This window comes from Blautia sp. 1033sp1_1033st1_G9_1033SCRN_220408 (assembly GCF_040929965.1).
GTDB classification, from domain to species: domain Bacteria; phylum Bacillota; class Clostridia; order Lachnospirales; family Lachnospiraceae; genus Blautia_A; species Blautia_A ammoniilytica.
The window spans coordinates 93,555-107,037 of sequence record NZ_JBFKZO010000012.1; the positions used below are offsets into that span (position 1 = coordinate 93,555).

A 13,483-nucleotide genomic window follows, 5' to 3' on the forward strand; every position below is an offset into this window, starting at 1 on the left:
TTTTTCCAGTTGATATAAAAAGTCAGCCTGCTTTCACAGGCTGACCACATAATGCTAAATATTCTATTGTTTATAGGTGGCTTCCTTCCCTGAGGACGCACCCGTCAATGGCCCGGATTCCATTAATTACTTCTTCATAGGTGTTATACATTTCCTTCCAGTCATCGGAGGCATCCTCAGAATACTGACTAATGGTTGCTGTCAGGTCATACTGCTTGCCATCCAAAGCTTCAATCCGTCCAAGATAGCCTTGCCATACACTGTCAAGAGGCTGATCCGTCCCATCATAGACCCGAACCTCCAATGTGAGCACTGGTACGTCTTCACAATAATAAATCAGCTTATAGCCACCGTTTTCCGTTTCTTCTGTCTCATAATGGCAAAGATATTTCCATCTTTCCGGGGTAAGTACCTGAAAAAAATCTGTACTGGCCATATCTATCCGTTCTGCATATATCAGATCTGCTGTTTTAATCAGTTCCACATTTGCCTTTTTAATATTATCGTCATAATCCTTAGGCTCTGTCAGAATAAATAAGCCAAAGGAATAGTCATCTGTCAGGCATACCAGAGCATCAATTTCCCGGTCCTCATCATTGATGGAGCCCTTGTATTGATAGCGCATTGCAGGATAGGATGCTATCGTCATGGCTTCTTCATAAGCAATAGATCCATTGCCCGGGTAATATTCTGCCATGAAATCCTCTGGTGTGGAAACGGTATTTTCAGGTTCATTTTTTACTTTTAAAAGAACCGCCATGCTTTTATTTTCATTGACAGAACGAATCTCTGAATAACCTAATTTACCATCTGGCATAGATTCCATGATCGTATCTTGCAGTTTGAAATCTGCCAGCATGTAAAGCTCTCCTGTTTTTTCTGCTTCCTGATCCTCTGAATCACCGGCTGACGTCTCCGACGCTGTGTCTGCTCCATGATCTCCTGATGCCTTCCCTGAGATTTCACAAAGCTGTCCATTATCATCAATATAATACTGGTCTGTGGATCCGATATAGTAATCATCGTCCCCCTGTTCAAACCACACACCACCCTTTCCATCATAGTGATAATGTGGCTCAAAATAGCCTTCCTCTTCTGTCCATCCTGCATTATTGGCTTCCATCCATTCTCCGCTGTCAGGATCCTGTCCGTAATTCCCTTCCCCGATATATTCGTCTTCTGTACCATTGCGATACCAGAAATCTCCGTTCTCATCCTGCCAGATATACTGACCTTCATCTGTAGGTGCGTCTGATGCATAGACAGCTACAGGCGCCAGAATAAATGTTGCCGCACATATTGCGAATATTTTCTTTCTTTTGAGCATAATTTTCTCCTCCCCGTATACAGAAAAAACTCATCATATATTAAGCATACGGTGAGTCTTACTGAAAAGCAATTAACTATTGGTTAATTACATGTTTAGCTGATCCAAAAGCTTTTTTCTTTTAATCCGGGTATCCCCTTCAATATGAAGTTTGGAATAAATCTGATTAATATATTGCTTGATGGTCCCCTCAGATAAAAACATCTGAACCGCAATCTCCTTATTAGTTAACCGTTCTGACATCAGTTCTACGATCCTCAGCTCCTGCTGTGTGAGAATACCAAATTGTGCAGGATAGGCTGCCTCTTTACAAAGCATTTCCCTTTGCCGTTCAAAGCCTTCTCCAAGCCCTATAATCCGCTTGATAAACTGCATTTCCTTTGCCGGGGCTGCTTCTGCAAATGTCATCGTTTCTTTATATGATCCGCTTTCCTGCCGCTTCTCTGCAAGCAGCAGTCTTTCTCTCAGCAACTCCGATATATAGGGATAATTCTCTGCAAAAGGCATCAGGAGCTGATCCGGAATCGCTTCCTTAAAGGCCTGTGAAATACACCTTCTGGCTTTTTCACGCTTTCCAAGCTGCTCATAGGCTGCTGCTGTCTGAATCTCAATATATAACGCTACAAGTCCATAATGAAAATTCCGGCACATTTCCAAAAGAGTATCACTTTTCCCGATCACCTTAATATATTCTCCCTGGGCCAGATAAACCTGATTCTCAATCATCTCCATCATAGGCCTGCCTGGTGCCAGAAAGTTCACCTGATAAAGCATATGCTCACGAAAAAGAGAGGGAATCCGATCATTAACACCTGCTAACGCATAATAATATCCACATGCACTGTCAAAAAGATTCAGCCATGCTGTATTATGCCTTTTAAGAATCTCTTCCCGTCTTTGCTCTATGGTCTGCCTGACTGAAAAGCCTGCCAAAAGAGCCAGCCTTAATGCAAGAAAATCGCAGCACAGTCTTATATTTTCCTGATTGTTTCCTTCAATATGCGAATAAACCTGCTCCAGTTCTATCTGTGCATCCACCATATGTCCCTGCATATATTTTGCTTCTGCAGCCATCAGCATTTCCGCACCCTGCCCATGTCCATTGGTAATCTTGTAGTAATGAGGCATACACTCATTCATTTCCTTCAACTCCTGATCCAGGCTGCCTGCGTCCCTGTGAAACATCATAAGGACAGACGGAGAACCAAACGTCCATCCACCATTACTTTGAATACTGATGGCAGGACGTGACATCTGGGCGCTTGCGCTGCGATGCAGCTGGCTCATTTTGGAAATATCATTGTACATCAGAAAGCTTAAGATAAGATCGCATTCCCCTAACAGATTTCCACGTTCTTCTCTGGTCATTTCTGTATGCTCTTCCACCGACTGAAGCAGTATTTCTTTTAATTTCATCATTTGAGGAATCTTTTTCCAGTTAAACATACTTCGCATCAGAACCAGAATAGCAAAGGGGTGTTCTTTTAAAATCTCCTCAGGGCATTCTACAAGCAGCTCTTCCACAGTCTCTGGCTTCAATGATGCCAGCAAAATCCCTGCATCCTTTTGTATCACTTGAAGCATTGCATGAAAATTACCACTCTTCTTATAGGAAGACAGGGCATGGATGTACAGCCCTTTATCCTCATACCAGGCTCCATAGCGATTCAGGTACAGAGTCTGCTTTTCCTTCTCAAATGATGAAAACAGCTGCTCTGCGCACTCCTTCATCATATGATGAAAGCGGAAAATACTACGGTCCGCAAAATAGCTGACAAAGGCATTTTTTTCTGTCATAGAGGAAAGAATATCTTCTGCATTCTCCATGTCTGTAACTGTCCTTGCCATCTCTGCGGTAAATTCATCTGCCAGTCCCATCACCGCCAGAAAATTCTGCTGCTCCTCAGTTAAAGGCCGGATCATGGTAGATACAAGCATTTTATAAATATCTGCCTTTTTATCTGGAAAAGTACCATATTCCTCTAAATAGCAAAAATTCAGATAAACAGCTGAAAACCATCCCTCGCTGGATCTAAACAGCTTATCCAGCTGCTGTTCACTTAGTTCCATCCCGCATTTTTGCGCATAAACCATTAGCTCCTTCTCGTTCAGACGCAAATGGCGCAAGCTGATCTGATTTAGATTTCGTCCAAGCCGGATAACTATTCTGTCAGAAAAGATCTGCTCACGGCTGGATATGATCAAATGTACATTTTCCGGAAGCCTGCTGCCAAGTTCTCCAAGATAATCCGCAGCCTTCCTGTTTGCCAGCAAATGAAAATCATCAATAAAAATATAACTGTCCGTTTCTCCTTTTAAGGTACGACAGAGCAGCTCTGATAAAAATGCTGCTGACGCTTCATCTGTAGGGCATTCACAGTCATCCAGCATATCATAGCCGGCATAGGAAAAAGCGCTTTGCACACTCTTCCAGAAAACAGGCAGGCTGTCAGAATAGGTGCTGATCCTAATTACATCTGTGTTTTTCTTTTTTTCCATTCTTGCCAGATACCAGCTTACGGCTGTTGTCTTCCCATATCCCATAGGCGCTGTTACAGTAGTCATCACACATTGTGAGATAAGGACCAGACTGTTCTTTAAATAATCTGATATGTATATATTCCTAAAATCTTTCTTCAACCTTTTTAGTCCTTTTGTATTTCTTTTTTTCTATTATACAGGTCTTTCCTCTCTTTAAGCAAGCCTTCTCTGGTCATACCTGAATATTTATAAAACAAGGCGCCTGCCCTGGTTATTTCCAGAGGAAGCGCCTCGTTGATTTTTTTTAGTTTTTAATTATTCTTCTACAACCTCAAGTACATCCATTGGACATGCTTTTGCACAGATACCGCAGGCAATACACTTGGATGCCGGATTGCCTTCTGTCTTTACAATCAGGCCAAACGGACATGCTTCTGCACATTTGCCGCAGCCAGTACATTTCTTCTTGTTGATCATATATACGCCTTTTGCGTTCTGTGTGATCGCTCCTTCTGGACATGCCTCTGCACATTTTCCACATTGTGGACATGCTACTGGACGAACAGTCTTTTTTTCTGTAATCTGAAGACATGCTTTGTCTGGATCAAATTCCTTATAAAATGCCTCTGAACAGGCACGTACACATTCCAGACATGCCATACAGGTACTGCCCTTTTTAACTTTCAGTTTCTTCATGATGTAATCCTCCGTGTTTTTTTCTATTATTTTAACATTAATGTAAAAATTTCTCAATAAAAACATATCTGCTGATAACAGTGACCGTACAATGAAATCCACCACAGATTCCAGTTATTCAACTTCCTTGTATTCCTTCCTCTGACAGAAATGCTCGGATCTCTTCCGGCGTCAGCAGCGCATAAATACTTTTGTGAAAGGTTGCTGCAACTTCCAGTTCACCATAATACCCGGTACGTACATCGCAGTTTCCATGAAGTGCTTTATCCAGGGTTATTTTCAGATCATTTCCTTGGGGACTGTCCATAAAATGTTTCAGCATCCGACAGCAGGTGTGGGTATTTTCGTAATAACGTCGGTATGCAGGATGAAATTCCCGCATCCATCCACTAGATGAAACACAGAAAAGTGCTACCGGATGAATAACCGGCTGGTACAGAAGATTCCATTTTTCCTGCTGCAATGAATCTGACGCAAATGCAAGAAGGGAGTGCTTCAATTCTTCTACAAAATTCGGATACTCTGCTTCCGTCAGGGAAATAATTTTCTGGTTACGGAAATATTGATTAATATTGGTTGCATCAATTTGCTCAGGTGAAAGAGATTGCAGATACCGTGACATGGTTTTCAGATCCGTTTCCGCATGTTCCAGAGTATGATTAGTGATCTTTTGCCAAAGAAACTGCTGATATTCTGTCACAGGTGTGTCAAGATAAGCCATCCAAAGATACTGGGCCAGCAGCTGGGCATCTCTGGTTTTCATCTGATACCTGACCGAATCATCTGGATGAAAATGGGTTTCCTCAAGCATATCTGTCAATTGATCCAGAGACTGACAAACAGGCAGCTGGCTGGCCAGACGATCCATCTCACTGATTGCCTTCTGGATAGACATCAGCTGCTTCTGCAAAACATTCAACTGCTTATGCAAGTAAAATGGCGTTGTGCGAGGCTGCTTCAATATAGAGCGGATATCTGCCAGCGGAAGATCTGCTTCTCTCAATTTACGGATGAGAAAAAGCTTCTGTATATCTTTTTCTGAAAAATCATGATATCCGTTTGTGGGATTGACACGGGGAGTGATCATATTCTGATCAATATAATAATAAATGGTCCGCCGCGATAAACCTGTTTTTTGAATTACTTCCTGTATTCTCATCCTGATCTCCTCAAAAGTGTTCACCTGGTGTACGCTTTTTTTATTTATTATACCTTGTGTACCAAAAGAAATCTATAAAATTTGTAAAATTCACCTGAAATCAATTCCGTCAAAGGGAATTGAGATGAAACTTTTTGTGAATAATTTAACATTGACTATCCACCAACTGCACCCACTATAATAAAATCAAGAAAAATCTAAGATGAGGTGATAAATTATGTTAAAAAATAAAGTTGCAATTGTCACAGGTGGAACTCGCGGAATTGGCTATGCTGTGGTAGAAAAATTTTTACAAAATGGAGCAACTGTAGTATTATTCGGCTCCCGGCAGGAAACAGTAACAAAAGCGGTGGCTTCCTTAAAAGAGAAAAATGAGAACTGGGAAGTTTCCGGTGCATGGCCAACCCTGACGGATGCTGACTCCATGACAGCTGAAATGTCCAAGATCAAAGATAAATATGGCAGAATTGACATTCTGGTAAACAATGCTGGTATTTCTGACAGTGCATCTATTGAGAAATATACTGCCGATCATTTTTCCAAAATCATGGATCTGAATGTAAATGCTGTAATGAACGGGATCCTTCCGGTGGTGGAGATCATGAAGCAGCAGGGCGGCGGCTGTATTCTGAATACCAGCTCCATGGTAAGTATCTGTGGACAGCCCAGCGGGGTTGCCTACCCAACCAGCAAATGCGCTGTGAATGGTCTTACCTGGTCTCTTGCCAGGGAATTGGGGCCTTTCCATATCCGCGTGAACGCTGTAGCTCCTGGAATCACCAGAACCGATATGGTAGCCGCACTCCCAAAAGAAATGATTCAGCCGCTGATCAACCGGATTCCTCTGCGCAGAATCGGTGAAACTGAAGATGTCGCTAATGCATTTCTGTTCCTGGCAAGTGATATGGCCAGCTACGTCACAGGGGAAATCCTGTCAGTTGACGGTGCAATGCGCTCCTGAGGAAGACTCTGCGTTACGCAGAGTGCTCCCCACCCCACCTCATAATTCGGATATTGTTTATACTCTGGCAGGGGTCTGGCGCCGCGGCGCAGGTATGCTTTTACTTTTTCCCCATACAGATATGGATCATTGCCTTTTATGATTCCCCATTCCATCAGAAGCGCAGCTGATCCGGAAACAAAGGGAACAGCAAAGGAAGTTCCTGTATAGCTTCCATAGTCTCCGCCAGTCCTGGGGGCGGTTATACCCACACCAGGTGCTGTCAGATCCGGTTTTCCATATGGAAGTTCACTGCTTCCCCTTCCGGAAAAGGCGGCATATGACAAAAGCCTGGAATCATATGCACCCACGCTGATCAGACGCCTGGCAGTGGCTGGTATGGTAAGCGTTCCATGTACTCTTGGCAGATAGAAGCCAGTTCCCGGATTCAGGGTTTTCCCACCTGGAAGCCATAGAAAATAATCACCATTCTTTACATTTATTCCTTGTAAAACAAGCTTCCACACACCACTGTCCACATAAAGAGCATCAGGCAGAAATTCAAAATAAATTTCCTGAGTCACATGATAGGGAGCCGGTTTTCCATAATAGATCAGCAAATTTGTATTTCCGGCCCGCCATCTTTGCGCTCCCATCCGTTCTTCCAACGGCCCTATGCGGATTCCTGATGGGTTTTCCACATAAATCTTTATTTCATCCTCATATGCCTTCCATAATTGCAGATTTAATGCAGGTTCATAAGGCCCAATTCCCAATTCGATCTCCTGGATCTCTCTGTTTTCCAGTTTTCCTCCAAAATGCAGGGCATCATCTCCATTATTCCCCATTCCTGTACAGATCACGTTTCTGCCCATAGCAGATACACTGTCCAGATAGGTTTCCAATAAAGAATCGCCCTTATGTGACCATTATAACTAAGGGATTTTTTCATCTACTACCATAAACATAAATTATAAGACTGATATACCGCAAATCTTTGCAGAATATCAGTCTTCCCATGTAAATATATTCCTACCAATCAATAATCTCAAACATTTCCCTTATATTTGATCCCCTTTTATTTTCATTATCCCAAATCACGTCCGTCTTTGTTATTCGAATATCAAAATTTGACTTATTAATATTATAACTGTTTTTAACAATATATTCTTTTAACCTGTCCAACATAATGTTATATGAATTTCCTTTTGTATTAAGATATTCATAAACGTCTTTTTTAGCCTTAAAATTATCAATATTTTTAAATCCCAACGTCTGCTCTATAAATTTTTTTACATCCTGTCCTTGATATTCAAGGATATGCAAACACGCAATATACTCGAAATCAGGGTTATCTAATATAAGAAAATGAGGAATCCTTTTATTACTATTTTGCAACTTACAGTATTCTATTATTTCTTTTAGCTTTGCCAACTCTCCTGGGTGTTTTTTTACACGATCATAATCAATAACAATAAATTTCGCCAAACAATTATTATTAGCTTCTTTTTTTATCACTTCTAAAAAGTTCGAATACCCGCCACCATGCATATTAATTGGTTTAAGTGCTAGTTCTACGCCTTGATTTAATCGCATTGTATCAATATAATTGTACTCTGTATCGCCCTCACAGAATACAATAAATTTTTTTCTTAGCTTTCTTTTTTCCCTACTCAAACGCAGTGCCTCCTAAAATCCCCTTCATATAAAATTCATATATCTTTGTTGTTTCATATCTTATCTCTGGAAAATCTGCCAAAGAATACAATTCAGAATTAAGGGTATCCCGATTTTTTGTCACGAAATAAATTTGTTCTTTCATATAATTCTTTAAATCCAAATGTAAGATATTATGACTTGAAAAAATGAACTGTCCCCGGTGCTTGTTTCCATTAATAAATGCAACAATTCTCTCAGCCAAAATAGGATTGATAACCCGATCCATTTCATCTGCAAAAACTGTTTTATCCTCATATACAACCCTAAAAAGTTGAACTGCCCATGCAAAAAATTCTCCAACTCCTCCAGAATCCATGCCAAGTTCTCTTGAAAAATATTTTCCATTTTTCATTTTTCTAACAACTTTGGTTTTTCTAAAAGGTTTTTCATCGTCAATTTCAATATTGCAAATACTGTAGTCTACCATTCTCAATATATCTAAGAAGCGATTATCTTTTATGATTCTCAAATCGTCATCTTGCGTTTGGAGGTTCTTGTAAAGATAGTAGTTAAAATTTTTACTTTCTACTATCAATTCTTCGTTCATCCAATTAACAAACTCGATTGCATACATGTCTCCCAAAATAGCCAGTTTAGATACAAAAAGGCCTAATTCTCCTTTGTTAAAAAAAGACTGATCCAAAATTTTTTTAACGTTTTCATCGCAATTATCCATATTTAAATCATATGAAGCCGCAATAGATTTTTTTTCTTCCATTCTATTTAACTGTTCTCTTTTTACATGAATAACCACTTTTTCCTGATTACTTTTTTTGCTTCTATAAGTAAGTTTCTCTTCTACAATACAAAATTCATCAATTTGTAGATTATAATGATATATTAGTTCACTTTTTCCGATAATACAAATATCAAATTCTTGCTTTGTATTGCTTTGAGCAGGACACTCTGATTTTAAGTTATTAACGTTAATTAACGGACGATATGAATGCTTTGCTTTAGTATCTTCAAACATACTTTTTAAATATGAAAGACTATTAATAAAATTAGTTTTTCCTCCTGCATTTTCACCAATTACAACTGCTACTTTCAATACATCATACCCTGCATCTGTTACTACATAATTATCTGGAAAACGATTTTTCACCTTATTACTCGGTGCAAGTAACTCAAACTCTGCATTTTCATCGAAAGAACAAAAATTATTAAACTTATACGATAATAGCATTTAGCACCTCCAAATTTTATTTTTGTTTTTATTATACTATTTTTCCAGTTAAAATCAATTATATTCTTGTAACAAAACATTTTTTTGTTTTAATCTCCGTTTTTATTCATACTTCGCAATATAGTTTAATATATTTCCGTATATTACACTGCCCTTTTCTCAACTGGATAAGGGGATTGATACTTAAATACAATATCAATGCTCTTATCTCCGTTCACAACAATTTTCTCAATCAATTCTGTCACAATTTCTCGCGTCACTTCGGATAGCGTTCCATATTTAATAAATTTCTCTATCCAGTTCTCATAGGATTCTTCTGCCTCTCCAAAGCTGTCTTTTTCCTGTTCTGCCATCTGGATTTTCTCTCTGATAACTTTATCCTGCTTTTCATATTCTGCTTTATAGGAAAGATATTCTTCTTTGTCCAGAACACCATCCACATAATTCTCATACGTCTTCTTTTTGTATTTCTGAACTGCTGCAAGCTCTTTTTGCAGTTGTTCTATCTGCTGTTCCGCTTCTGCACATCGTCTCTGCACCTCCTTTCTGCGGTCTGCTGCCTTTAGTATTTCATCCTTATCACTTTCTTTCAGTGCCAGTTCCGCCTGTCTCTGGATTTCATTTATTACAATGAAATCCAGTATCTCTTTCTTAATAAAATGAGAATAACAAATTGTGTTTCCCTTTTTATGGTAAGTTCCACACTCATAGCCATCCCTGCAGGTAACACGCTGAAGATTATATCCACAGTCCCCACAGACAAGAATTCCTGCGTACGGATTCACCTTTCTCACTTCACTGTGAAAGCCCGGTGTTCTTGTTCTTTTCTTCATAATTTCCTGTACCTGTTCAAAAGTATCCTTGCTGATAATTGCTTCATGCATTCCCTCAACAATATATTGTTGTTCCTCTGGAATGTAATAGTATTTTTCCACTTTATATGATATTTTTTCTGACTTATGCTGTACCATAGCACCTGTATAAACTCTGTTTCGTAAAATCACATTGATCGTAGGATACGCCCATCCTTTTCCGCCGGATTTTTCCAAAGCATTCGTATAGTTCAATCCCTGAACCTTTCTTTTATACTCTGATGGTGTCATAATACCTTCCTGATTCAGCTTTCTCGCAATACCATCTCTGGAATATCCCGCCAAACTCATATAAAAGATTCTCCGAACTACCTTGGCAGCTTCTTCATCAATAAGAAAATGATGCTTATCTGCCGGATCTTTCATATAGCCATACGGAGCAAAGCCCGACATAAACTGCCCACGTTTTTTCTGTGCAGAGAGGGCTCCCCTGATCTTCTTGGATATATCACGACTGTACATATCATTAAACAGCGTCTTAAACTGTGCCAGTTCTTCATTACTGTGATGAGCAGAATCCACGCCATCCAGAATTGCAATGTATCGGACTCCCAACGATGGAAAAACACGCTCTATGTAATTACTTGTCTCAATATGCTCACGTCCAAGACGGGAAATATCTTTTGTAATCACACCCTGTATTTTTCCTTTGTAAATATCTTCCATCATCCGCTGAAATTCCGGTCTGTTTGCAAAATAAAGTCCGGAATAACCATCATCAATATAAATATCAGCGATTTCCAGATCATTTGACTTACCTACATATTCTCGAATCAACTTCATCTGATTCTCAATACTCTCACTGATTTTATTCTCCCCGTCATCCTTTGACAGACGACAATATGCAGCCATCTGATACATCACATCACCCCATCTTTCTGTATTGTTACATCCACTGAATTATTCTCCGAAGCAAACTTAAAATAAATGTCTATCTTCTGATCCGGATAAACATAAATTTTATTAATCAGTTCTTCAAGTACTTCTCTGGTCAACTGTTTTACCGTCAGTTTTCCCCGACTAAAATTGTTCAGCCATACCTTTGTCGTATTCACAGCAGTCTGCTGTTTCTGTTCTTCCTGCTTCAGCTTTTCCAGTTCTTTCTGATATTGTCGATTCTCATTTTCATACATCTGCTTTAATTCCAGAAATTCTTCCTTGGAAAGAATTTCATCCATGAGTTGTTCATATGCCCGTTTCCTGTATTCTGTATTTCGCTCTATTTTTGCCTGCAAACGGGTAATTTTACTATCTACTTCCGGCTTTCTTTGCCCAATCTGAGTTTCCAGATTTTTCAGATCTGTGCGCATTTGTTTCAACTGTTGATTGATAGCAAACACCACTAATTCATCCAGTTTTTCAAACGTAATATGATTCAGTTCACAGTAATTCTTCCCCATCTTTTGATGGAAACCGCACATATATCCATCATAACCATTATGTGATGCCAGATATCTCTTACGCATAGCGGTTTTGCATTTTCCACAAAACAGTAATCCTACATACTTATGTGGTTCCTTATTTCTGTCAAAATACGAAATTCGTCGTTCCTGTCTGATCTGCTGAACTTGATCAAATTCTTCTTTGGAAACAATTGCTTCATGTGCATCTGGTACCAATTCCATTTCTTCCAATGGAATTGCCTTTTTATATTTAAGTTTATAAGATGGTCTGTTAGATTTTCTGATTACAACGGCACCGGTATAGATCGGATTCTTCAGAATCCCACGCACAGTAGCCGGTGTCCATAATCCTTTACCCACGTCCCAGGCATAACCGTTTTTTAAAACTTCTTTTTTATATTTTGCCGGGCAGGGAATCTGATCCTCATTTAAAACCCGACAGATTACACTACAGCCAAATCCATTTCGATACATCTTGTATATTCTTCCAACTACCTCTGCGGCATAAGGATCAACTTCCAGATGATTATGAACTGTCTCGCTCTTTATATAACCAAACGGTGGTTGTTTCGGTGTGTATTCACCCATGCTTCTTTTCGTTTGGATTGTAGTTTTTATCTTTCTGGATGTATCTCGCAGATACATGTCATTAAATAAAGTTTTAATTTCCAGCAGCTCATCATAAGTACTGACCATTGAATCGTAATTATCCAAAAGAGAAACTACTCGAATCCGTTTCTCAGGAAAATATTTGCCCAGATAATAATTGGTATCAATATGCTCTCTTCCAAGTCGTGATACATCCTTGAAAATCACCATATTGATCGTCCCCAGTTCAATATCTGCCAGCATTCTTCTGAATTCTGTTCTGTCAAAATTGCTTCCGGAAAATCCATCATCTGCATAAACTCTTGCTTCTGTAATATCATTCTGTTCTGCAATATAATCCCTTGCCATCTGGATCTGAGAGTGAATACTGTTGCTGTATTCACCCTCTTTGTTTTGCTCCTCAATAGAAACACGGCAATAAATTCCTGCCTGATACATTCTATTCTTCCCCTCTTTTCATTTGTCTTACATAGTCATTGTCTTTCATTGTCTTTATCTTACAATAGGAATCATAGAAAATCAACCTGCAATTTTTCGTTCTGCCAGATTCTGAATGCATTGTGATAACGTTTTATCGCCATTAAAGTGGACTCGAACCTGATATCCTGCATGTTCGTAGCTTACAGCTTCTTTCTGGATTTCTTTTTCTGCTTCCAGATTTTCTATATTCCCAGAACTAAACCGTGTATTCATGCTATATGCCTCCTTCAACATACAGACTTCTTTACATCCTATGCCGGCAGGATTGTACAAAAGTTCTGTATGAATTGAATTCAGCTTTCGAAAGCCTGATTATATTCTAAATTCTTATTGTATAAACCACATTGAATTGAAATTGACAGCAAATTGAGTATTTTTTAGTTGCGTTTATTCATATTTTGCACCAATGTTCTATTGTCCAGAACTTATGTTCGTGTTATAATTAAAAAAATTCAGTACAACCATCAAAAATTTACGAAATACGAAAGGGGAATTGCTTTTGGATCGATGCGATTTTTCATCTATCAGCACCTACTTAAAAAATCATATCAGCGAAAGTAATCAAATGAGTCAGCCTGATTTTTTATACGAATTATTTGAAGATTTTATGG

The 13,483-nt window shown here is 39.1% G+C and carries 11 protein-coding genes; 1 reads left to right on the forward strand and 10 read right to left on the reverse strand.

What is annotated here, in order from left to right; translation table 11 throughout:
- Positions 1 to 70 precede the first annotated feature (70 nt).
- The 4 genes from AB5916_RS10470 to AB5916_RS10485 form a co-directional block, all read right to left on the reverse strand.
- Positions 71 to 1,327, reverse strand: a complete 1,257-nt coding sequence (locus tag AB5916_RS10470) for a hypothetical protein (protein WP_368190709.1) — start codon at positions 1,325 to 1,327, stop codon at positions 71 to 73.
- 87 nt (positions 1,328 to 1,414) lie between these two features.
- Positions 1,415 to 3,967, reverse strand: coding sequence for a LuxR C-terminal-related transcriptional regulator (locus tag AB5916_RS10475; protein WP_368190711.1), 2,553 nt, complete (start codon positions 3,965 to 3,967; stop codon positions 1,415 to 1,417).
- Positions 3,968 to 4,123: 156 nt separating this feature from the next.
- Entirely contained in the window at positions 4,124 to 4,504 is a 381-nt protein-coding gene (locus AB5916_RS10480) for a 4Fe-4S binding protein (protein WP_158422586.1), read from the reverse strand.
- A 118-nt stretch (positions 4,505 to 4,622) separates the two neighbouring features.
- The gene (locus tag AB5916_RS10485; RefSeq protein ID WP_368190713.1) at positions 4,623 to 5,663 is read right to left on the reverse strand and encodes a MerR family transcriptional regulator; all 1,041 of its coding nucleotides are present in this window, start codon (positions 5,661 to 5,663) and stop codon (positions 4,623 to 4,625) included.
- Between the two features lie 217 nt (positions 5,664 to 5,880).
- On the opposite strand from AB5916_RS10485, the gene AB5916_RS10490 reads away from it, so the two are divergent.
- Complete coding sequence (locus tag AB5916_RS10490; RefSeq protein ID WP_368190714.1) at positions 5,881 to 6,624, forward strand: SDR family NAD(P)-dependent oxidoreductase; 744 nt, start codon at positions 5,881 to 5,883, stop codon at positions 6,622 to 6,624.
- Here the strand turns inward: AB5916_RS10490 and AB5916_RS10495 are convergent.
- From AB5916_RS10495 to AB5916_RS10520, 6 genes are all read right to left on the reverse strand, one after another.
- Positions 6,576 to 7,508, reverse strand: a complete 933-nt coding sequence (locus AB5916_RS10495; RefSeq protein ID WP_368190715.1) for a S8 family serine peptidase — start codon at positions 7,506 to 7,508, stop codon at positions 6,576 to 6,578. The two genes, AB5916_RS10490 and AB5916_RS10495, sit on opposite strands and share 49 nt — an antisense overlap.
- Before the next feature lie 127 nt (positions 7,509 to 7,635).
- Positions 7,636 to 8,280, reverse strand: coding sequence for an RloB domain-containing protein (locus tag AB5916_RS10500; RefSeq protein ID WP_055058177.1), 645 nt, complete (start codon positions 8,278 to 8,280; stop codon positions 7,636 to 7,638).
- Positions 8,273 to 9,508: an ATP/GTP-binding protein gene (locus AB5916_RS10505; protein WP_055058178.1), complete on the reverse strand. Its 1,236-nt coding sequence runs from the start codon at positions 9,506 to 9,508 to the stop codon at positions 8,273 to 8,275. The genes AB5916_RS10500 and AB5916_RS10505 overlap by 8 nt, the downstream gene beginning before the upstream one ends.
- A gap of 143 nt (positions 9,509 to 9,651) precedes the next feature.
- Positions 9,652 to 11,232 carry a recombinase family protein gene (locus AB5916_RS10510; protein WP_368190717.1) on the reverse strand — a complete coding sequence of 527 codons (1,581 nt, stop codon included), beginning with the start codon at positions 11,230 to 11,232 and terminating at the stop codon, positions 9,652 to 9,654.
- Positions 11,233 to 11,240: 8 nt separating this feature from the next.
- A complete protein-coding gene (locus AB5916_RS10515) occupies positions 11,241 to 12,830 on the reverse strand; it encodes a recombinase family protein (RefSeq protein ID WP_215727216.1) in 1,590 nt (529 codons plus the stop codon).
- 81 nt (positions 12,831 to 12,911) lie between these two features.
- Positions 12,912 to 13,085 (reverse strand): hypothetical protein, encoded by a 174-nt coding sequence (locus AB5916_RS10520; protein ID WP_242856358.1) that lies wholly within the window; start codon positions 13,083 to 13,085, stop codon positions 12,912 to 12,914.
- Between the last annotated feature and the right edge of the window lie 398 nt (positions 13,086 to 13,483).